Source organism: Providencia rettgeri (assembly GCF_023205015.1).
GTDB classification, from domain to species: Bacteria; Pseudomonadota; Gammaproteobacteria; order Enterobacterales; family Enterobacteriaceae; genus Providencia; species Providencia rettgeri_E.
On the sequence record NZ_CP096258.1, the window covers coordinates 1,833,981 to 1,855,637 of the forward strand.

Here is a 21,657-nt window from a genome sequence, read left to right on the forward strand (position 1 = left end):
GATAATATGCAACATCCACCGATACATAAGCTTTATATTCATGGTGGTTATGTCGACAGTTCACAACCTGAATGCGGGCAATTTCCTGCAATCAACCCTGCAAATGGCGAAACTATCGCAAATCTGCAATCTGCGACCCTTGAAGATATCCAATGGGCGGTAGAAAGTGCCAAACAAGGCCAAGAAGTCTGGGCGGCAATGACCGCGATAGAACGCTCACGTATTTTACGCCGTGCGGTAGATATTTTACGGGAACGTAACGACGAGCTGGCCTACCTCGAAACCCTTGATACGGGCAAACCACTTTCTGAAACGCGTTATGTGGATATCGTCACAGGGGCTGATGTCCTTGAATACTATGCAGGTTTAATCCCTATGCTGGAAGGGCAACAGATCCCTCTGCGTGACAGCTCGTTTGCTTATACCCGTCGTGAACCGCTGGGGGTTGTCGCTGGAATTGGCGCATGGAATTACCCTATCCAAATCGCATTATGGAAGTCAGCACCTGCTCTGGCTGCAGGTAATGCGATGGTGTTCAAACCCAGTGAAGTCACGTCGTTAACTGCATTAAAGTTAGCTGAAATTTATACTGAAGCGGGGGTGCCTGCCGGGGTGTTTAACGTGGTGACAGGCCAAGGCGGTGAAGTGGGGCAATGGTTAACGGAGCACCCTGATATTGCCAAAGTTTCATTCACTGGGGGGATCGCAACGGGTAAAAAAGTGATGGCGAATGCGTCGGCCTCTTCTTTAAAAGAGGTGACGATGGAACTAGGCGGCAAATCACCTCTAATTATTTTCGATGATGCAGATTTAGATAAAGCTGCAGATATCGCCATGATGGCGAATTTTTATAGTTCCGGCCAAGTGTGTACCAATGGAACACGGGTTTTTGTGCCAGAATCGCTTAAATCACAGTTTGAAGACAAGATCACGGAACGTGTGGCGCGCATTAAAATAGGTTCTCCGATTGACGATAATATTAACTTTGGGCCATTAGTCAGTTTCGCACATATGGAAAATGTGTTGCGTTATATTGAGTTAGGCAAACAACAAGGTGCGAAATTATTGTGCGGAGGTGAACGTTTGATGGATGGCGATTTCGCTCAGGGAGCGTATGTTGCACCAACGGTATTCACTGATTGCCACGATGAGATGCAAATCACACAGGAAGAAATTTTTGGTCCTGTCATGAGTATTTTAAGTTACCAATCAGAAGATGAAGTGATTACCCGTGCAAACAATAGTGTATATGGGCTTGCTGCTGGGGTTGTGACACAGGATCTCACGCGTGCGCATCGTGTTATCCATCAATTAGAAGCAGGGATTTGCTGGATTAATACATGGGGTGAATCACCCGCTCAAATGCCAGTAGGGGGGTATAAGCATTCCGGCGTTGGTCGTGAAAATGGCGTAATAACACTGCAAAATTATACACAAGTGAAATCCATTCAAGTGGAACTGGGGGAATTTGCATCCGTTTTTTAATCACATCATTTTAATTTGACTGAAACAGAGGAGATAACAATGGTCTACGACTATATTATTATCGGTGCTGGTTCAGCCGGTAACGTTCTTGCTACCCGCCTGACAGAAGATCCAGATGTTACTGTGCTGCTCCTTGAAGCAGGAGGACCGGACTACCGGTTCGACTTTCGCACACAAATGCCAGCGGCATTAGCCTACCCATTACAGGGGCGACGTTATAATTGGGCTTATGAAACTGATCCTGAACCACATATGAATAACCGACGAATGGAATGTGGTAGAGGGAAGGGGCTCGGAGGCTCATCATTAATTAATGGGATGTGTTATATCCGAGGGAATGCTCTAGACTTTGACGGCTGGGCTGAGGCGCCTGGCTTAGAAGACTGGCGTTACCTCGATTGCTTACCTTATTTTAGAAAAGCAGAAACGCGTGATATTGGCCCGAATGATTACCATGGTGGAGATGGCCCAGTCAGTGTGACAACACCGAAGAATGGCAATAATGTGCTATTTCATGCGATGGTGGAAGCGGGTGTACAAGCTGGGTATCCACAAACTGATGATTTAAATGGGATCCAACAAGAGGGTTTTGGCCCGATGGATCGCACGGTCACTCCTCAAGGGCGACGAGCAAGTACAGCAAGAGGATATTTGGACCAAGCGAAAAAGCGCCATAACCTGACCATTCGTACCCATGCCACTACGGATACCATTGAGTTTGAAGGGAAAAAAGCGGCGGGTGTGAAGTATTATCAAGGTAATAGCACTACGCCAACGGTGGTAAAGGCGCGTAAAGAGGTTCTGTTATGCGCAGGTGCGATTGCATCTCCACAAATTTTGCAGCGCTCTGGGGTTGGGCCTGAAGATGTGCTGACGGAGTTTAATATTCCAGCCGTGCACGTTTTACCCGGTGTAGGGCAAAACTTGCAAGACCACCTTGAAATGTATTTGCAATATGAATGCAAACAACCAGTTTCATTATATCCAGCCTTAAAATGGATAAACCAACCCAAAATAGGCGCTGAATGGCTATTTAAAGGGACTGGAATTGGCGCAAGCAACCAATTTGAAGCGGGTGGGTTTATTCGTACCAGTGAAAAATTTGCTTGGCCAAATATTCAATTCCACTTTTTGCCTGTGGCGATTAACTATAACGGTAGTAATGCCGTTAATCAGCATGGTTTTCAAGCCCATGTAGGCTCAATGCGTTCGCCTAGCCGAGGGCGCGTTCGTTTGAAATCTTTAGACCCAAGGCAGCATCCGAGTATTTTATTTAACTACATGTCATCGGAACAGGATTGGGAAGAGTTTCGTGCTGCTATTCGTATTACCCGTGAAATTATGGCTCAGCCAGCACTTGACCCATATCGTGGGGAAGAAATTAGCCCTGGTAAACAGATTAGTACGGATGACGAGCTAGATGCATTTGTCCGCGAGAGAGCTGAAACTGCTTTTCATCCATGTGGTACATGCAAGATGGGGCACGATGAGATGGCAGTGGTTGATGGTGCAGGACGTGTTCATGGAATTGAAAATTTACGAGTTATCGACGCATCAATTATGCCGCTGATTATTACGGGTAATTTAAATGCAACGACTATCATGATCGCGGAGAAAATCGCCGATAAAATTCGAAACCGACCTCCGTTGCCCACAAGCGATGCTGAATATTATGTCGCTGGTGATAGGCCGGTAAGAAATCAGCCATTAAGAGGCTAACTTTATGCACTAAGGCTTTACGTACAAAGTGATTGATATTTATATCAGTCGCTTTTTTTTGTTAGCTAGACAGAATATGTATTGGTGAATTTTAGGCAAAAAAAACCTCCAAATATAAAGGAGGGAAAATAAATATAAAGCGAGCTTATTTATATAGCATTAATTTTCGGTAAACCATAGCCGACCAGTTAAATTTATTTATACAAAACGATTCTAGCTCACAATTTATAACGTTATTGTTATTAAATTCAGATTAATACCTATTATTTAACGGAGCTAATCAGCCATCGTAAGTAATTATCTTCCACTTGGCTTGGGTCTAAGCGAATGAGTTCAGGAGTTTCATATGGGTGTATTTCTTTTATTGCCTTAAACAAATTGAGTTGATTTCCTTGGGTCGTTTTGATCAAAAGCAAAATCTCCTTATCTTGCGTGATATTATCATGCCATAGATAAACTGATGTTATTTCAGGAAGTAGAGAAACGCATGCAGCTAAACGATTGGCTAGTAAATGTTGGGTAATTTTAATTGCGTTTTCATGGCTATTCGTCGTGCATAACACAATACATGGGCTTTTTGCATTTGTGGTATAAATTTCATTAGTGGACATTTCATTTCCTTCTTAGTCATATTTGGATGTGTTTTGTTGCTCATATTTAGATTAGGAATAAAAATTTTATTGAAAAAAGCATAATCACTATAAGTGTTTTTTAGCATGATTAGATTAGATAATAAGTAATGATAATTAAGGATGAAGCATCGTTCCAATGGTGGCCTGTGTGTTTTTTGCTCAGAAACTGCCATTGTTATAATTTTTTATATATTCAATATAATTTAGAGTATTTCTTGATTTTATTTTATTAATTCGATTCAGCAAGCATAAATTGAGGGCAAACTATAAAAATAATTGAAATTTTAGTATATTAAGAAACAAATTAGATTATGAGATAAATGTGAGTGCATGTGCTGCTAGCCGAGTAATAGAACAAATAATAAGCCCAACTTTATTTTTACCCTTATTCATTTAAGGGTAGGCTTATCTTTTTATGCAAAAAATATGAAAGATTAATTACTGAAATAATATATTACGTCCCGTTACAAAATAACGTGAATTTGTATTATAAAAGAATCTACGTACTGATAAATATCAAGGTTTTTTTGCTATATATTGTTAATCTAAAGACAAAATTAGAATATATAACTGAAATTACTCTGTATTTCCATCTTTAAACGTGTATGGATAAACCTTATGAATAAACTAACACCTTTAAAACCTGTTCCAACATTAATCGCAGTTGCAATAACATTAATTATTTGGTTTTTAATTCCTGTTCCTGAAGGTGTTAATCCAAATGCGTGGCATCTTTTAGCATTATTTGTAGGCACAATCGCTGCTATTATTGGTAAGGCTTTACCAATAGGCGGAGTTTCTATTGTCGCAATTTCATTAGTTGCAGTTACTGGAGTCACTAATCCTGAATCAACTAAAGGGGCAATTGCGGATGCATTAAGTGGTTTTTCTAATGACTTAATTTGGTTAATTGGTATTTCTATCATGGTTTCCATGAGCTTGAACAAAACAGGTTTAGGGGCAAGGATAGGGTATTATGTCATTTCTTTATTTGGTAAAAAAACATTGGGTATTGCTTATTCATTGGCAATAGCAGAAACAATATTGGCTCCTGTGACACCAAGTAATACCGCTCGAGGTGGGGGAATTATTCACCCAATTATGCGTTCTATCGCTGATAGTTTTGGGTCTAAGGCGGATGATGGTACTGCTGGGAAAATCGGTCGTTATTTGGCTTTGGTCAATTACAATATTAACCCGATTACGTCTGCAATGTTTATTACGGCAACAGCCCCAAACCCACTGATAGTCAGCCTGATTGTCAGTGAGTTAGGGCAAAAAGGGGAGCTAACTTGGGGAATGTGGGCTATTGCCGCATTTGTACCAGCCATTATCTCTTTGATTTTAATGCCATTGGTCATTTATTTGATGTACAAGCCTGAAATCACCTCTACGCCGGATGCGCCTAATTTTGCCAAAGAACGTTTACAGCAATTAGGGCCAGTTTCATTACCTGAAAAATTAACATTAGCTGTTTTTGGGTTGCTATTACTGATGTGGGCAGGTGTACCAGCAATGATCTTTGGGCCTGCATACAGTGTGAATGCAACAACAGCAGCATTTATTGGTTTAAGTATTTTATTAGCAACAGGTGTCATCAATTGGGATGATGTCTTAAAAAATAAAGGGGCTTGGGATACGGTAGTTTGGTTCTCTGCTTTAGTGATGATGGCATCTTTCTTAGGAAAATTAGGCTTAATTAAATGGATGTCAGTTTCAGTCGAGGGAGCCATTGCGAGTATGGGAATTAGCTGGGTATGGGGGATGTTGATCCTTGTTCTTATCTATGTTTATTCCCACTATTTCTTTGCCAGTACAACAGCGCATATTACCGCAATGTACGCTGCATTTTTAGCCGCGGGATTATCTCTCGGTGCACCACCAATGTTGTTAGCATTAACGCTTGCTTTCTCATCATCATTAATGATGTCACTCACTCATTATGGAACAGGTACCGCACCAATTATCTTTGGTTCTGGCTATGCCACATTAGGCGAGTGGTGGAAAACCGGTTTTGTTATGAGTGTCGTTAACTTAGCCATCTGGTTCTTTATTGGTAGCGTTTGGTGGAAGTTCTTAGGTTACTGGTAATTAGCTAAATTAGTGATTAAAGATATTTAATAGAAATCGGGCTATTAGCTCGATTTCTTCGTTTAAAACCCCATGCTATAAATAAGTGGCTATTGTAACAACCAAACCACTAATTATCGAAATCAGCATCACTTTTCCCCAACTGAAGACTGACGACGATTTTAATGCGTGTTGCCATAACAAACTTATTTCATCCGCATGCGCATATTTTCTCTTATTGATCGCAATCTTAATTTTTTTGATTGTATCGTTATCTATCGGTAATGTTTTTTGAATAACCATACTATGACCTTCCCTTAAGCTGAAGATGTAAATTCAATCAGTAAGACTGGTAGTTGTTTGTTTACCTTAATTATCTCAGGTCATATAAAAAGAAAAATTGATGGGCTTGCATGCAAACTTCCTCATTTATCGTATTTGAAATGAGACTTAATCTATTTAGTAAGAAAAAAGCCAGCTTGGAAGAAAAATTACCGTTATTAAGAGGAAATAACGCTTAATTTAAGGTCATATTTATCATTTTTTAACGAGATATTATTATTTGGAACGTTCGGAGTTAAAGGCTATAAATGGGATTGGTTTACATGAAAAAGTAGGTATGATGTAGTAGAGGGTCATTTAATTCGTTCGAGGAACACATGTATTCACAAAGAAAGGCAGAGTTTTTCTTGGTGCTTACCACGATAATTGCGGCTTGGGGATGGGTGTTTTCCCGAGAAGCAGTGCAGGGAATGCCAATATTTGCCTTTCTTGGTAGCCGTTTTTTATTCGCTGCTATCATTTTAGCCCCTTTTTGTGGGGGCGAGAAAAATAGAATAGCGGTAAAGCAATTACCCAAAATATTAATGACTGGCGGTTGGATGTCATTAAATATGGTGCTTTGGATCCACGCAGTTGCGATAACAGACTCAATTGGAGAAGGGGCCTTTATCATGAGTCTGGCGATGTTGTTTGTTCCCCTAGTTGCATGGGTGATTTTAAAAAATAAACCTGTACGTTATTTCTGGGAGGCACTTCCTGTCGCTGTTCTGGGGCTGGCATGTTTAACACTATTCAAGGCTCAACTTGAGTTTAAGGCAAGCCAACTATGGTTTCTTGGCGCTGCAATTGTTCAGGCTATCTATTTTTGTTATACCAGTTTATATACTCGAACAATTCCTCTGTTGCCGTTAACGACCATTCAACTTGCTTGTACTGGAGTGACAGGGCTAGTTTTGTCACTCTTTTTGGAAGAATGGCCAAGTAGCATCACAGTACCCACTATAATGTGGTTTATTGCTAGTGTGGTGATAGCAACGAGTTTGCGGTTTGTATTACAGCTGATTGGTCAAAAAAATACCACAGCAGGAAATGCGGCAATTATTATGATCCTTGAACCTGTTATGACTGTATTTGTAGCGGCTATTTGGTACAGTGAAAGAATGCCTTTTATCCAAATTGTTGGCTGTGTGCTAATTTTATCATCATTATTCTATTATCGATGGCGTTGTTCTAATTCATTGCCCAGGTGAAATACACATAATAAAATATGGGACAAGACAGATTTTTTATAAGAAAACAGCTATGATTAATATGAATAGTCAGTGATAGGGATGTTAATCTTAATAAGAGCGTCTTATTTGGTGAATTAAGATTAATGGTATTGAAAACATAAACAAGATATCCAAAATAGCGTGAACTAGGAATAATAGAGGTTTATTATTATCATCTTAGTTAAAGCTAAATAGGAAATGGGCATAAAATGAAAAAATTAGCATTAATATTAGGTATGGCAGGAGCAATGGTTGTGTTGTCTGCATGTTCTGATGAAAAGTCAGAAATTGCTGAATATAAAGAGAATTTTGTGAATACCTGTGTGGTTGCATCAGGAAACCCGCAAGGTGAAACGGCAAATGCAGTCAGTGCAATTTGTGGTTGCGCCTACGATAAAACAATTGAAAAATATGGTTTAGCTGAGTTTAAACGTATGGATGCGGAAATAGAAAAATCAGGTACTGCAGAGCCTGAATTCCAAAAAACCATGATTGAATTTGTGCAACAGTGTTCGACTAGCGCGCGTTAATAATTTATGACTCGCAGCTATTATCAATTAACAATAGCTGCGAGTTTATTACTTTACTTAAATAAGTGCTTAAATTGATGTGGGGCACAGCGCCGGTATTGTGGCGCAACGTCTATTTGTTCATTCAATTCACTCGCAGCTCGCCAAGGCCATCGCGGCTCAAATAAGATCCCCCTACCAATAGCGACAAAATCAGCTTGATGGGTTGCAAGTATCGCTTCGGCTTGCAACGGCTCTGTAATCAGACCTACAGCAATCACGGGCATCATACTTTGTTCATGGATCGCTTGTGCTAATGGTACTTGGTAATTCGGGCTTAATGGTATCTGTTGTTCAGTTGATAACCCGCCAGATGAGACGTGGATATAGTCACAACCTAAATCTTCTAATAATTCTGTTAGCTCAATTGATTCAGGTACGCTCCAACCCGATTCAAGCCAATCTGTTGCGGAGATCCGTACACCAATTGCAACATTAGGGCTAATGGCTTCTCTCATCTCATGGAAAATATTAATCAGTAAGCGAGTACGATTCTTAAAGCATCCACCATATTCATCTTGTCGTAAGTTTGATATTGGTGATAAGAATTCATGCAGTAAATATCCGTGAGCAGCATGGATCTCAATAACGTCAAAACCGGCTTTTTCAGCACGAATGGCGGCGTCAATAAATTGCTGTTTGACCTGTAAAATTTCATCAATCGTTAATGCATGTGGGATTGCGTTCTCACCAAAAGCGATTGCTGATGGTGCAACAGTTTGCCAACCATTGGGTTGTGTAGGCTGGATACTGTTACCCCCTAACCAAGGTAACTCGGTTGATGCCTTTCTACCTGCGTGAGCAATTTGTACCCCGAAACGCGCATCTGAAAAATGTCTGATATCGTTGAGCATTTTCTGCATGGCGACCATTTGTTCGTCATTCCATAAGCCTAAGTCTTTGTAGGTAATACGCCCTTCAGGAACAACAGCACTGGCTTCTACAATCACTAAGGAGGCCCCTGATAAAGCAAGGTTCATATAGTGGGCGTTATGCCAAGCGGTTGGCATGCCATTTTCTGCGGAATATTGGCACATCGGGGGAACAATGATTCTATTTTTCAACGAAACTTGGCTTATTGATGCAGGTGAAAAAAGGCGGCTCATTGGAACATTCCTTATTAGCAAACTTAAATTATTTTAATATTATACTGAGTTTGCCAAAGTTTTTTTGTGAGATGGTGTGGTATTACGGGGCAAATTTTATTTTTACAGCGGATTGGTAATAGAAAATCAAGCGAATTTTTGAATATTTGACCAAAATCATAAAAAGTATATTTCCCTAGTAACATGATGAAAAAGGAGGGAGAAAATATAAAAAAATAAGAGAAAAAATAAAATATTATAATAATCATTGATTTTTGATTGTTATAATTCTGTAACTTATAAATAAAATAATAACTCCCACGCCAGAATGGTGTTAATGCTTGTTTATGGTTTTAATGGTTCTAATAGAGAATAAAACTATTTTTTTATTTTAAATGATAATTTAAATAATGATTAATACATTGTTTGTGAAGCAAAAATATAAAATATTCCTTGCGGTTATATTAAATGGTTTATATAAGAAATATGCTTATTAAGCTAATGCGAGCCAAGCTGAAATTTGTGTTCACCTGAAAAATATAATTCTAAGAAGGAAGTTGATGTGCTGACAATTATTGGTATTTTAATCATTATATCGATAGTAACATTATTGATGATGGGGAAAGTTAGCCCAATTATCGCAATGTCTTGTATTCCCTTTATTGGTGCTTTATTTGCTGGTTATTCGGTTGCTGAAATTTCAGTATTCTTTGAAAGTGGAATTAATAAAGTTTCAAAAGTCGCAGCGATGTTTTTATTTGCGATTTTATTTTTTAGCTTAATGAAAGACCTGCATATCTTTGATCCATTGATCCGTTTAATGGTTAAAATGACGCGTGGGAATATTATTGTTGTTTGTATTATGACAACGTTAATTGCAGGAGTTGTCCATTTAGATGGTTCAGGCGCTGCGACATTTTTAATTATCATTCCTGCATTATTACCTTTATACCGTCAACTGGGGATGAGCCCATATCTCATGTTGCTGCTGATGTGTGCCAGCATGGGGGTCATGAATATGGTGCCTTGGGGCGGGCCGTTAGGCCGTGCTTCGGCTGTCACTGGCATTGATGCTTCGACCTTATGGCAACATTTGATCCCAGTACAACTTATTGGTATGGGGGGAGCAGTGGTATTTGCTACGTTAATGGGATTTCGTGAGAAAAGACGTATTGCCGCAGCGAGTTTGAAAGGAACAACGCCATATGAAATGGATTCTTTGTTACCTGTTAGTGATGACACTGCCGATATAACCGAAACGGTACAAAAACCTAAGAAACCACTTATCAATGGTGGGTTAATTGTCGCCTCTGTTGTCTGTTTAGCATTTGGTTTATTATCTGCACCTTATGTTTTTATGATCGCACTTTCCATTGCCTTGATGGTTAACTTCCCTAACCCTAGGGACCAAATGAAAATTTTGGCAGCCCATGCGCCACAAGCATTGGGAATGGTTGCCATTATCTTAGCGGCAGGAGCATTTTTAGGTATTTTATCTGAAGGTGGCATGCTTGAGTCAATTGCAACAGACTTAACCGCTATTTTACCAACAGAATGGGTTTCTAAAGTCCATATTTTTGTCGGTATTTTAGGCGTGCCGATGGATATTTTTACCAGTACCGATGCTTACTATTTTGCCTTACTACCAATAATTCAACAAATTGCCGCCACAGTTGGTGTTGACCCATCTTCCGTTGTTTATGCGATGGCGATAGGTAACAACGCAGGGACTTTCGTGAGCCCATTCTCTCCAGCAGCATGGTTAGCAATGGGATTAGCTGGAATTGATATGGGGCGCCACTTACGTTATTCGTTTGGTTGGATTTGGTTGTTTAGTTTCTTTTTGTTAGCAGTTGGTTCAGTGATCGGTCTTTACTAGGTTTTTTTGTTCTTAACTACTTGAGAACATTGAAAGATGTTCTCAAGTATTATCCAAAGATGATTATTATTTTTTCATCTTTATAACTATTTATGATAGATTAATATCCAACCTTAACGAAAGGTGTTCCGTAGCTCCTATCTCTATTGATTACCTTTCCTACATAAAGTTTACGCACTGAGTCTTCAGCTTTACGTCCGATAAATTCCCACCTATCACTATCACGTTTAATATTGTCTCGAGTAAAATTAGGCTTATTTGGGCTTCTAGATTAATAGGGAGTAGGTGATTTTTGTGTGTAGAGCTAAATTAGGAATAAATTGATAGTCTTCTTCTTGACAATTAGACTAAAATTCAACTGTTTTCCTTCAATTTCGCTAATTTTGACCCTTAGCTAAGTAAAAATGAGGCCGTTACTCGGAATAGATATGTAATACCTACACTTGATTTCTCAACAATTAAAGACGCAAATCTAGCAAAAAGATTTGTGGTTATTTCTATTTCTTTAGAGAAAGCATGATGAATATGCAATCAAGAAAGTATGGTAGAACGTATCACTATCCGTTCTCCCCAGGTACGACGAGTGATGATCGCATCAATAGCGATTGGTGGTCGCACATCCAAAATATAGACAAACTGGTTCATACAGAAAAACTGGATGGTGAAAATAATTGTTTAAACCGTCACGGGGTTTTTGCTCGCTCTCATGGAGCACCAACCCAATCAGCATGGAGCCAGCAAATTCGCCAACGTTGGCAGCTGATTAAAGATGATTTAGGGGATATTGAACTATTCGGTGAGAATCTTTACGCAATACATTCCATTGAATATCAACATATTGAAGATTACTTCTATGTATTTGCGGTGAGGCAGGGGGAGTATTGGCTCAGTTGGGAAGAGGTGCAATTTTATGCAGCTCTATTTGATTTTCCAACCGTCCCTCAATTAGATTTATCACTCAGTAAACACATGAACAAGCAAGAATATGCAAGTTCATTAATTACTGCTGCATCATTAGATAGCCAATTTATTGCGTGTGATACTCATACAGGGGAAGCCTGTAGCATGGAAGGTATTGTGAGCCGCGATAGCCAAGGTTTTCATGTGGATGATTTTATGGCGCATGTTTTCAAATATGTGCGTAAAAACCATGTTAAAACGGATATCCACTGGAAGCGGCATTGGCAGAGAGCCAAGCTGGCCTTTGAATTACAAGGAGAACAGCCATGAGTTGGCAATTAACCCAATGTCGTGACTGGACACAGCTTGAAAAACAGTTCGATTTTGTGCGTGATATGCAGTATGTGCCGCAAGACCGTTTGCACCATGCGGAAGGTAACGTGGCTATTCACACCCAAATGGTGTTAGCGGCTTTAGAAGGTTTGTCTGAATATCAACAGCTTCCTGAGCTTAAACAACAAATCGTTTGGGCGGCAGCCTTGCTGCATGACGTCGAAAAACGCAGTACGACAAAAGAAGATGAAGAGGGGCGGATCCATTCACCTGGACATGCCAAAAAAGGTGAGTTATCTGTACGAAATATATTATTTCGACAAATAGAAACGCCCTTTGCTATTCGTGAACAAATTGCGGCTTTAGTTCGATTCCATGGCTTACCGCTTTGGTTAATGGAAAAGCCAGATCCTGAGCGCACGTTATTTGCTGCATCTTTGCGGGTTGAAATGTCTTTATTATGTATGTTAGCGAAAGCGGATGCGATGGGCCGTGCGTGTGAAGATAAAGCGGAACTTTTGGTCAGAATCGAGCTATTTGAACTATTCTGTCGTGAGCAGGGTTGTTGGGACCAACCTAAATCATTTGCGTCACCAGCTGGGCGCTTCCAGTATTTTCATCATCAAAAGGGCACTACGGATTACCAGCCTTTTGAAGAAAATGGAAGTGAAGTGATAATGTTATGTGGTTTGCCGGGGATGGGAAAAGACCATTTTATCAAACGGTTTTACCCACAAACGGCAGTCGTGTGTTTAGATGATATTCGCCGAGAACATAAAATCAACCCAGCAGATAAAAATGCACAAGGGTGGGTCGCTCAGCAAGCGAAAGAGCAAGCAAAACGATTGTTACGCACGAAAACCCATTTTATTTGGAATGCGACGTCATTGAGTACCTCCTTACGAGGAACCATGATCAGCTTATTTGAACGCTATCAAGCCAAAATCCATTTAGTTTACTTGGAAGTGCCATTTAAACAGTGGCGGCAACAAAATCAACAACGTCAATATGCGGTACCGGAGCAAGTTATGGAAAAAATGGCAGGGAAGTTAGAATTGCCGACGCCAGATGAAGCTCATCAAGTTTCCTATTATATTGATCGTAATTTTGAGCCGTTACTTGCCGAAAAATAAAATTCATCACCTGCCTCTAGATAAGAGGCAGGCTAATATTAGTTTGAAGGAACGTATACGTTGCCTTCAAACAGTTTTCTTGCTGTTCGAATAATTGAAGCTTGAAGCCCTTCCGGTGAGTTGCCTTGTTGACTTAATGATACCTCAAATTTACCACTTAAATGCTCAATAGAAATGTTGCTCATATCAACAGACTGAATGTATTGCTGAGTAATACTGTCCGGGATCATAGTGCTTGTGGCAATGGCGATAGCACCAGTGACGGCAAGTGCGCCATGGCATTTATGCGGCATAAAATAGCGGACATTAATTGTTCCACCGTGAATGGCAGGTGAAATCAATATGGGTTTAGGAATGACTTTTTTACTTACATCACCAAGCCCCATCATTGCCCCTGCTTTTATACGAATAGCCTCTAGCTTTTGCATAAACTCGGCATCGGACTCCAGTTGTTCCGCAGTTTCATAACCTGTTTTGTTGAGTTGAGGGGCATCAATTAACACCACAGGCGTCGCCATATCAATGCAGCTGACATCAATATCTTCAATAGTATCAATTCCATGGCCTGTAGGGAGCAATTTCCCTGTTTTTGTTCCACAAGCATTTAAGAATGTCAGTGCTACAGGCGCTGCACGACCAGGTACGCTAGCAATTTCGGTATTTCCCTCATAAGTTACATGGCCATCAGGGGTTTGTACCCTAGAGTTGATGAAAGTATTCGTATTGACATTGCGGATCCTGACGGTGGTTGTCTCACCAGAGACCGGCACCAATCCTTTTTCAATAGCAAAAGAACCCACTGCACAAAGAATATTTCCGCAATTCGGTGCGGTATCAACAAGACGTTCAGTAATAGAAACCTGAGCAAATAGGTAATCAATATCGGCATCAGGGTGGGGGGAAGGGCTAATAATAGCGACTTTACTGGTCTGTGGGCTGCCTCCACCAATGCCATCAATTTGCAAAGCATGGCCAGAACCCATAATAGCGAGGATCAGTTCATCACGTTGTTGAATATCAGTTGGAAGGTCATCAGCTAATAGAAAAACGCCTTTTGAAGTTCCGCCACGCATTAGTGTGCAAGGGATTTTTTTCATCTGTTTACCCATCATATTTCGCGCTGTAGCTGTGTTTGCTACACTCAGCCCCTCAAGTCACATACTGAAGTATGCATCCTTGGGATGTCTTTGTTTTGCCGCCTTGTTTTGTTGTTAAATAGGGCACAATCATGATTGTGCCCATCGTGTCGGTTTATTGACGAAGAATTAAATTAATCCAGTACTGATTAAAATTTCCCACCAACCTAAACCGATAGTCATGTGAACGAATAAGCTAATGAAGGCAACTAACCCACCGATGATCCACCAAGAACGGATATCGTTATAACCTGCACCGAATACGATAGGTGCTGCCGCGCCGCCATAGTGAGTCACGCTGCCGCCGTAGGCATTCGAGAACAACAATCCCAGTGCGAGTAACATCGGAGGAGCCCCAGCAACCATACCCACAGTGGCAAATACTGGAACCATGGCTGCAACGTAGGCACCACCGGAGGCGAATAAGTAGCGAATGGCAACACTGATAAACATGATGACAAAGAACGCTAACATTGCTTGATCACCGAAGGAAAGGTATTGGCTCATGGTATCGGCGAGCCACTTGAAGAAACCTGCTTTTGTGAGTACGCCTGACATGCTGATAATACCACCGTACCAAATCAGGGTATTCCAACCGCCTTTATTCTTCAGCACGTCATCCCAAGTTACAACACCAAGGATCAGGGTCAATGCCATAACTGCAATCGCGACGCTAGAGGCGCTGACGCCGATAAGGTCAGAGAAAATCCAGCCGCACAGCGCGATAACAAAGACAATCCCCAGCAACTTTTCACGCATAGTCATTGGGCCTAAATCTTCAAGGCCTTTGGCTGCGATCTCTTTATTGTTCACCTTTTTCAACTCAGGTGGATACAGTTTGTAGATCATTAATGGCGTCAAAATCAGCATAATTAAACCTGGCACGGAGGCTGCAAGTGCCCATCCGCCCCAACTTAAATGGATGCCCATAATGTCACTCATCATGGCAAGGGCGAGTGCATTCGGCGCCATTGCAGTTAAGAACATATAGCTGGTGGTTTTGGTCACCATATAGACGTTGACGAGGAGGTAGTGGCCTGCTTTACGTGGGCTTTTTTCTGGATCAGATCCTAAAGCAACGGCCACACTATTGATGATTGGGAAAACAATTCCCCCAGCACGCGCGGTATTCGATGGGGTTGCAGGCGCGATAATTAAATCAAGGATTGCGGTCACATAACCGAGCCCTAATGTTGTACCGCCTAACTTGCCAATCAAAATATAAGAAAGACGTTTACCTAAACCAGTAATAACAAAGGCAGCACTCAGAGTAAATGCAGCAAATACAAGCCATGTCGTACCGGATGCATATCCGCTTAAAACTTCACTTGCTTTGACATCTTTAGTCCCTGTTACCCCAATAATTACCGCACTCGCAGCAATAGTGGCTAATAGAATAACAGGCTCTGAATAGGGTTTAAGTACCAATCCAACAATAGCGGCAAGGTAAAGACCAAATAGCAACCATGCAATATGTGGTAGCCCCGCAGGTGTTGGTATTAAAGCAATAATAATTGGAATGGCTATTAAAACTAATAGCTTCCATATTTTTTCTTTTTGCATAAGCCAATTTCCTTGATTAAATCAATATTAAATTTATTTAATATTAAATTGAATGAACTTTAATATTAGGAATTTGTTAAAGTGACAATGTTTTTAATATGGCTGTATCTTGAATGAATATAATGAATCTTATTTTCATTACTCATTCACTCTAAGGTATATAATTTATTTAAATAATTAATTGGTTTTTATTTGGTTAATTCGTTTTAATTTTTTAAATTATCCCTGTGTTAATTAATATTAAAATAGTTACTTTATGTTAATTAAAGACTGGTTGGGTAATCGGGCAAAAAACCAAGTCAAAATTAATAAATCCGCACTTCCTCCTGGACTCATGTTTAGTTGAATACATTCACTGTCGAATTGTTTAACCTTAACTAAATCATCATCGGTATTAATACCTGAGATTAATAGCTGTTTTGCGCGTTGCTTTACCCATGTTAATCCTTTGACGCCACCGCGATTGACAATGTTTGTATCGTCATTCAGGCTCATGAGGAGAATTAAAGTATCAAGCAGGGCGATATCCGCGAGTTTGCCCTTGGTGAGTTGCTGCAAATAATAGGGAAGTGAATGTTTGATTACTAACGAATAACCGCCTTCCGCTTCACCTCTTGCGCCTGTTAACCCATGTTCCTGATATAAGCGGCGGCCAGCGGTAGGGTTTTCGGTTTTTTGTTTAAGTTCATTGGTAATTCCCTTACACATACTGGCAACCAAGAAGCTCACACTTTCAGGTGAAACAAATTGTTGTTGTGCAATCAAACGGCCTATTACGGTTAAAACTAAACCCAAGGAAAAGATACTGCCTTTATGGGTATTAACCCCTTTAGTCGCACGGAACATCGACTTTTCGCAATCTATGCCGATAGGGCGAATGAGGGGTAATAGTTGTTCGATAGGACAATCTTTATATTGGGCACCTGCCTGTAAAAACCGAGGAAAATGTATTGCGATGGCATTGGCACTTAAATGAAAGTCAGTAAGGGCCATATCTTTATGGGCACCAGTATTGTGTCTGTCGACTAACCCAGGCTTAGGAGTTAAATTCACTTCGGCTAACATCGCATGCCATGCTAATTGGCTGTAATAGCTAGCTAATTTCTCATTTATATGGCTGAGCTGTTTAGTAGGTTGCATTCGCTAGCGCCTCAATACGATTAAGTATCTCAACCAATGAATGTGTTCGCTGACGAGCACAAATTTTCGCTTCATTTTCACAAATTAAGCATTGCCTTGGTGGTAAATTTAACTGGGAGCGCGAATATTGCTGCCCATTCGCATCAAATACATCAAAATCCCATAATCGACCAGCAGGAGACGACTCTTCTAGGTAAATTAACGCTTTTTTAATCTCGATAGCATCGCCGTCAACAGCGACCAAACACTCTGGTCCAGTTTTTAACGCCCACGATTGTTGTGATAAAAACACCCACTGCCCGCATGAAGCAATTTGTTTAAGCGCATTTAGGCCCTGATTAAACACATGTCTAACAAGAGAGTTGTCTTTGACAGCTCCAGGAAAAACGACAGTAAATGAAATCAAGGTTACCTGATGGAGACCAATCCATGCTTGTTGACGAGCCAGACGGGCATCTCGGCTATCCAACAGTTCAGGTAAAGAAATTTCAAATTGCTCTTGAGTATCAGGCAGTGGGCAAAACATAGTTTACTCCTTCACTTGATGAACAACATCAATGACTGAGCCATCACGATAACGCACAACAGCAACGACTTTATCTGTAAATTCAATTGGGTTAGGCGTTCCAGTGAGTAATTGTGCTCGTTCTCTTAACCAGCTCATTGAAACGGTTTTGATACCTTGGTTTTCAAGTTGCTGTTTTAATTCAGGACGAGCAGGGTTAACGGTGATCCCATGGTCAGTGACCAAAATATCTACACTTGACCCCGGCGTTACACAAGTGAGCACCTCGTCCACTAAAGTTGGAATGCGTCCACGCACCAGAGGAGCAACAATGATAGACAGTTTAGAGGCAACGGCAGTATCGCTATGGCCACCAGAAGCACCACGAATAACCCCATCAGAACCCGTTAACACATTGACATTAAAGCGTGTATCGATTTCTAGCGCACTCAGCACAACCACATCAAGCATATCAACAGAGGCACCTTTTGAGTCAAAACAAGCGTATTGATTTGCACTGATTTCAATGTGATTTGGGTTGCGAGCGAGCGACTCAGCCGCTGCTTTATCGAAGCTTTGAACGTCTAATAATTTGCGAATTAAGCCTTTTTCATGCAAGTCAACAATGGTTGATGTAATGCCACCTAAAGCAAATCCCGCAGTAATATTATGGCGTCTCATTTTATCTTCAAGGAAACGAGTCACGGCAAGAGAAGCACCACCCGTGCCGGTTTGTAGTGAAAAACCCTCTTTGAAGTAGCCCGACTTTTCGATCACATCAGCGGCAGTACGTGCGATCAGAAGTTCACGAGGGTTTGATGTCATGCGAGTCGCATCAGCCCCGATTTTATCTGCATCACCCACGCGTTTAACTTTGACGATATAATCGACTTCATCTTGTTTAATACTGGAAGGGTTATGAGGGTAATCTAATACTTCCTCAGTCAGCATCACCACTTTTTTTGCGGTTTCAGCATCAATTTTGGCGTAACCTAACGAACCACAGCAGGCTGTTCCTGTATATCCGTTTGCATTACCGTATTCATCACATGATGGGACGCCAATAAAGGCCACATCAATAACGAGTTCACCATTATGAATTAGATTGGCTCTTCCTCCATGTGAATGGATTTGTACAGGTTCTTCTAATTCACCCCGTGAAACAGCTTCAGCGAGTGGACCCCGGATACCTGAAGTATAAATTTTACGAATAACGCCATGACGAATATGATCAACAAGAGGTGAGTGGCAAGCACTTAATGAACTGGATGCAAGTGTTAAGTTGCGAAAGCCCATTTCTGCAATAACTTGTATCACCATGTTGACGGTAAGATCGCCGCCACGGAAGGCGTGATGGAAAGAAATTGTCATGCCGTCTTTAAGGCCAGAACGACGAATAGCGACTTGTAAATCATCACACAATTTGCGGTTTCTCGGTTTTTGCACTTGCTGCTGCACTTTACCGATATCTTTGAATTCACGTAGTACATCATCAGTACTTGGTTGTAAGTAGGCTGATACGCGAGCCTGGCGCTGAGTATTATTTGTCATTTTTATTGCCTCACTCTTCCCTAATTCCTGATAATGCTGCTCGTGATAACACGAGACGAGCTCTGTCAATAACTGGGCCATCGACCATTTTTCCGTTCAATGAAACTACGCCTTTACCTTCAAGGGCTGCGGCATCAGCAGCTTCTACAACACGCTGCGCATGGTCGACTTCTTTTTGAGTTGGTGCATATAAATTATGAAGTAACTCAATCTGTCTTGGGTTAATTAATGATTTGCCATCAAAGCCGAGTTGTTTAATGTGAGCGGCTTCGCGTAGGAAACCTTCTTCATTATTCGCATCAGAATAAACGGTATCAAATGCTTGAATACCAGCTGAACGAGCGGCTTGTAAAATGGCGCACCGAGCATAGAGGAGTTCTACGCCGTCTGGAGACCGCTCGGTGCGCAAATTGCGGACATAGTCCTCGGCACCTAATGCGATGCCTATAAGTCTTGGTGATGAATGAGCAATATTCACTGCTTGAGTGATGCCCATTGGTGATTCGATAGCCGCTAACAACCCTGTACTACCTTCTTCACGGCCACAACTTTTTTCTATACGTAAGATTTCACTTTCAATATCAATCACATCTTGCGCAGTATCTGTTTTAGGAAGACGGACGACTTTCGCACCACCACGAACAACGGCTTCAAGGTCAGCAACACCAAAGGCGGAATCTAATGCATTGACCCGTACAATGGTTTCAATATCTTGATAAAGTGGATGTTGCAATGCATGGTAAACCAAGCGACGAGCCGTGTCTTTTTCGCGTAAAGTGACCGAGTCCTCAAGGTCAAACATTAAAGCATCGGCTTTATAAATAAAGGAATTACTCAACATCGCTGCATTGGAACCGGGAACAAACAGCATACTTCTGCGTGTACGTGATTTTTGTTCTGGAGTCATTATTTATCCTCCCAAGGCAGATAGTCGATATCACAGGCGCGAGCCAATAAGGCTTCTAAACGCGCTTTAAGTACGCATTCCAGTGCACCTTTATCATCTACAATGATTTGTGCCCCTTGAATATCATGCAGCTGAATCATTTCTTGTACGATTTTTGCGATAGCATCTCCAAACTGTTTTTCAACGCTACTGGTAATTTGTATTGAGACCTCTTGAGTGTCTTCTAGCGGCTCTATGCGAACCATGACATCACTTGATTCAAGTGTGCCAGCTACTGCTGCGTGTTTTATCTTCATATTTCACCTATGACTAATTCAGAACTTTCGGTGTGGCTTTGAGCTGATGCGATTTGGTTAGCAACCATTTCTTGCAAATATTGATAGGTTGCCTCAGGCACAATCGGCTTAATTGCCACAAGATCTTTTTTAGCGAGCAATCGTCTAACTTGTGAGGCAGAAACTGCCGTTCCATTGATGATTGTTCGCGGAAATTCAACGAGTTCTATAGGTGGAAAATTCATAGCATCGGTTTTTAACCAAAAGCGCATGTCTTGGTTATATTGGTTGGTGACTTGGCAAAAAGGTTCCGAACCTACGAATCGATGGGTTATCCCCAGAGCAGGGGCGATATATTGGCGAAATATCTTAATGTCTATTTCGGTGTAACAGTTATTGGCAACCGTTTTGTCTTTAATAAAGTAGCAAGGAAACGTCGCTCGAGAAATAATGTATTCGGAGCCTTTATGAATAGTGAGGTTTTCTATTCCTTTTGTCCCTGCTTCGATTAAATTTAATCTCACTTTATAAGGAAAACGCGATGTATCTTCTTTGACAACAAATAGGTGTAGCCAGTCACAGGCCTTCGCGGCTTGCTCGATTAAATAGCGATGGCCAAGGGTGAAGGGATTGGCATTCATGACGATTGCACCAATCTTTTTGCCTTCTTTACGTTGTGCTTTTAAACTTTCGATATAACGCTTTAGATAACAACAACTGTTCTCCATCAACACCATAATATCAGGAACGGCGGCAATGGTATGAAAACCACATTGTTGAAATAAGCTTTCATTTTGGAATTTGGTATAAATAAATAAATGCGTTGTATTATTTTCGTAAGCAAGATTAACCAGTTCTGTTGCTAATTTTAATGCAAGCCCTTCACCTCGAGCATCATCACTGATAGCAACGCATTTAATAACATTTTTTGCTAAACCACCACACGCAATTAATTTTTCATTGCGAGAAATCGTAATAAAAACGTCAATACTTGAATCAAGCTCTAAGTCGTTTTCCTTTAAAAACTGAGTTATTTCAGCAAGTTTCCTGTTCTCATGACGTTTTACTTGGTTAAACGTTATGTTTTCGAACATAATAGTATCCTGCATCTCATTTAGAGATGTTTTTAAAATGTTGCTAATGTTAAAGTTAATTAAATAAATTCTCTTTCGTTATTCTTATAATAATAAATAGATTTTCTTATTTAATTACCCTCTTTGAT

The 21,657-nt window shown here is 40.7% G+C and carries 18 protein-coding genes; 8 read left to right on the forward strand and 10 right to left on the reverse strand.

What is annotated here, in order from left to right:
- Positions 1 to 6: 6 nt before the first annotated feature.
- The gene (gene betB / locus M0M83_RS08395) at positions 7 to 1,485 is read left to right on the forward strand and encodes a betaine-aldehyde dehydrogenase (protein WP_248468224.1); all 1,479 of its coding nucleotides are present in this window, start codon (positions 7 to 9) and stop codon (positions 1,483 to 1,485) included.
- Positions 1,486 to 1,524: 39 nt separating this feature from the next.
- Positions 1,525 to 3,204 (forward strand): choline dehydrogenase, encoded by a 1,680-nt coding sequence (gene betA / locus M0M83_RS08400; RefSeq protein ID WP_248468225.1) that lies wholly within the window; start codon positions 1,525 to 1,527, stop codon positions 3,202 to 3,204.
- Between the two features lie 263 nt (positions 3,205 to 3,467).
- Here the strand turns inward: betA and cutA are convergent, their stop codons facing one another.
- The gene (gene cutA, locus M0M83_RS08405; protein ID WP_125890855.1) at positions 3,468 to 3,815 is read right to left on the reverse strand and encodes a divalent-cation tolerance protein CutA; all 348 of its coding nucleotides are present in this window, start codon (positions 3,813 to 3,815) and stop codon (positions 3,468 to 3,470) included.
- 639 nt (positions 3,816 to 4,454) lie between these two features.
- Between cutA and M0M83_RS08410 the strand changes: the two genes are divergently transcribed.
- The 3 genes from M0M83_RS08410 to M0M83_RS08420 all read left to right on the forward strand — a co-directional run bounded on the left by M0M83_RS08410 (position 4,455) and on the right by M0M83_RS08420 (position 7,989).
- Positions 4,455 to 5,927 (forward strand): anion permease, encoded by a 1,473-nt coding sequence (locus M0M83_RS08410; RefSeq protein ID WP_102139301.1) that lies wholly within the window; start codon positions 4,455 to 4,457, stop codon positions 5,925 to 5,927.
- 638 nt (positions 5,928 to 6,565) lie between these two features.
- Positions 6,566 to 7,438: a DMT family transporter gene (locus tag M0M83_RS08415; protein ID WP_125890857.1), complete on the forward strand. Its 873-nt coding sequence runs from the start codon at positions 6,566 to 6,568 to the stop codon at positions 7,436 to 7,438.
- A gap of 230 nt (positions 7,439 to 7,668) precedes the next feature.
- Positions 7,669 to 7,989 (forward strand): hypothetical protein, encoded by a 321-nt coding sequence (locus M0M83_RS08420; RefSeq protein ID WP_213913320.1) that lies wholly within the window; start codon positions 7,669 to 7,671, stop codon positions 7,987 to 7,989.
- A gap of 53 nt (positions 7,990 to 8,042) precedes the next feature.
- On the opposite strand, the gene M0M83_RS08425 is transcribed toward M0M83_RS08420, so the two are convergent.
- Positions 8,043 to 9,134, reverse strand: coding sequence for an NADH:flavin oxidoreductase/NADH oxidase (locus M0M83_RS08425; protein ID WP_248468226.1), 1,092 nt, complete (start codon positions 9,132 to 9,134; stop codon positions 8,043 to 8,045).
- A 541-nt stretch (positions 9,135 to 9,675) separates the two neighbouring features.
- On the opposite strand from M0M83_RS08425, the gene M0M83_RS08430 reads away from it, so the two are divergent.
- From M0M83_RS08430 to M0M83_RS08440, 3 genes are all read left to right on the forward strand, one after another.
- Positions 9,676 to 10,992, forward strand: a complete 1,317-nt coding sequence (locus M0M83_RS08430; protein ID WP_125890860.1) for a CitMHS family transporter — start codon at positions 9,676 to 9,678, stop codon at positions 10,990 to 10,992.
- Positions 10,993 to 11,511: 519 nt separating this feature from the next.
- Positions 11,512 to 12,222, forward strand: coding sequence for an RNA ligase family protein (locus M0M83_RS08435; protein ID WP_125891097.1), 711 nt, complete (start codon positions 11,512 to 11,514; stop codon positions 12,220 to 12,222).
- The gene (locus tag M0M83_RS08440) at positions 12,219 to 13,358 is read left to right on the forward strand and encodes an AAA family ATPase (protein ID WP_248468227.1); all 1,140 of its coding nucleotides are present in this window, start codon (positions 12,219 to 12,221) and stop codon (positions 13,356 to 13,358) included. The genes M0M83_RS08435 and M0M83_RS08440 overlap by 4 nt, the downstream gene beginning before the upstream one ends.
- Before the next feature lie 38 nt (positions 13,359 to 13,396).
- Here the strand turns inward: M0M83_RS08440 and M0M83_RS08445 are convergent, their stop codons facing one another.
- The 8 genes from M0M83_RS08445 to citC form a co-directional block, all read right to left on the reverse strand.
- A complete protein-coding gene (locus tag M0M83_RS08445) occupies positions 13,397 to 14,455 on the reverse strand; it encodes a 4-oxalomesaconate tautomerase (protein WP_213913318.1) in 1,059 nt (352 codons plus the stop codon).
- A gap of 168 nt (positions 14,456 to 14,623) precedes the next feature.
- Positions 14,624 to 16,057, reverse strand: a complete 1,434-nt coding sequence (locus tag M0M83_RS08450; RefSeq protein ID WP_125890862.1) for an anion permease — start codon at positions 16,055 to 16,057, stop codon at positions 14,624 to 14,626.
- A 249-nt stretch (positions 16,058 to 16,306) separates the two neighbouring features.
- Entirely contained in the window at positions 16,307 to 17,197 is an 891-nt protein-coding gene (gene citG / locus M0M83_RS08455) for a triphosphoribosyl-dephospho-CoA synthase CitG (protein ID WP_248468232.1), read from the reverse strand.
- Complete coding sequence (gene citX, locus M0M83_RS08460; RefSeq protein WP_125890864.1) at positions 17,184 to 17,723, reverse strand: citrate lyase holo-[acyl-carrier protein] synthase; 540 nt, start codon at positions 17,721 to 17,723, stop codon at positions 17,184 to 17,186. The genes citG and citX overlap by 14 nt, the downstream gene beginning before the upstream one ends.
- Positions 17,724 to 17,726: 3 nt before the next feature.
- On the reverse strand, positions 17,727 to 19,253 hold the full coding sequence (gene citF / locus M0M83_RS08465) for a citrate lyase subunit alpha (RefSeq protein ID WP_248468234.1): 1,527 nt from the start codon (positions 19,251 to 19,253) through the stop codon (positions 17,727 to 17,729).
- A 10-nt stretch (positions 19,254 to 19,263) separates the two neighbouring features.
- Positions 19,264 to 20,160, reverse strand: coding sequence for a citrate (pro-3S)-lyase subunit beta (gene citE, locus M0M83_RS08470; protein WP_102139288.1), 897 nt, complete (start codon positions 20,158 to 20,160; stop codon positions 19,264 to 19,266).
- A complete protein-coding gene (gene citD / locus M0M83_RS08475; RefSeq protein WP_125890867.1) occupies positions 20,160 to 20,456 on the reverse strand; it encodes a citrate lyase acyl carrier protein in 297 nt (98 codons plus the stop codon). The genes citE and citD overlap by 1 nt, the downstream gene beginning before the upstream one ends.
- Positions 20,453 to 21,529 carry a [citrate (pro-3S)-lyase] ligase gene (gene citC, locus M0M83_RS08480; protein WP_248468236.1) on the reverse strand — a complete coding sequence of 359 codons (1,077 nt, stop codon included), beginning with the start codon at positions 21,527 to 21,529 and terminating at the stop codon, positions 20,453 to 20,455. The genes citD and citC overlap by 4 nt, the downstream gene beginning before the upstream one ends.
- Between the last annotated feature and the right edge of the window lie 128 nt (positions 21,530 to 21,657).

Bases quoted from the DNA above. Each gene is read 5' to 3' on its own strand.
- citG (WP_248468232.1), bottom strand. From the start codon at position 17,197: ATGCAACCTACTAAACAGCTCAGCCATATAAATGAGAAATTAGCTAGC.
- M0M83_RS08415 (WP_125890857.1), top strand. From the start codon at position 6,566: ATGTATTCACAAAGAAAGGCAGAGTTTTTCTTGGTGCTTACCACGATA.
- cutA (WP_125890855.1), bottom strand. From the start codon at position 3,815: ATGTCCACTAATGAAATTTATACCACAAATGCAAAAAGCCCATGTATT.
- betA (WP_248468225.1), top strand. From the start codon at position 1,525: ATGGTCTACGACTATATTATTATCGGTGCTGGTTCAGCCGGTAACGTT.
- citX (WP_125890864.1), bottom strand. From the start codon at position 17,723: ATGTTTTGCCCACTGCCTGATACTCAAGAGCAATTTGAAATTTCTTTA.
- M0M83_RS08450 (WP_125890862.1), bottom strand. From the start codon at position 16,057: ATGCAAAAAGAAAAAATATGGAAGCTATTAGTTTTAATAGCCATTCCA.
- citC (WP_248468236.1), bottom strand. From the start codon at position 21,529: ATGTTCGAAAACATAACGTTTAACCAAGTAAAACGTCATGAGAACAGG.
- citF (WP_248468234.1), bottom strand. From the start codon at position 19,253: ATGACAAATAATACTCAGCGCCAGGCTCGCGTATCAGCCTACTTACAA.
- M0M83_RS08445 (WP_213913318.1), bottom strand. From the start codon at position 14,455: ATGAAAAAAATCCCTTGCACACTAATGCGTGGCGGAACTTCAAAAGGC.
- M0M83_RS08425 (WP_248468226.1), bottom strand. From the start codon at position 9,134: ATGAGCCGCCTTTTTTCACCTGCATCAATAAGCCAAGTTTCGTTGAAA.
- citD (WP_125890867.1), bottom strand. From the start codon at position 20,456: ATGAAGATAAAACACGCAGCAGTAGCTGGCACACTTGAATCAAGTGAT.
- citE (WP_102139288.1), bottom strand. From the start codon at position 20,160: ATGACTCCAGAACAAAAATCACGTACACGCAGAAGTATGCTGTTTGTT.
- M0M83_RS08410 (WP_102139301.1), top strand. From the start codon at position 4,455: ATGAATAAACTAACACCTTTAAAACCTGTTCCAACATTAATCGCAGTT.
- M0M83_RS08435 (WP_125891097.1), top strand. From the start codon at position 11,512: ATGAATATGCAATCAAGAAAGTATGGTAGAACGTATCACTATCCGTTC.
- betB (WP_248468224.1), top strand. From the start codon at position 7: ATGCAACATCCACCGATACATAAGCTTTATATTCATGGTGGTTATGTC.
- M0M83_RS08440 (WP_248468227.1), top strand. From the start codon at position 12,219: ATGAGTTGGCAATTAACCCAATGTCGTGACTGGACACAGCTTGAAAAA.
- M0M83_RS08420 (WP_213913320.1), top strand. From the start codon at position 7,669: ATGAAAAAATTAGCATTAATATTAGGTATGGCAGGAGCAATGGTTGTG.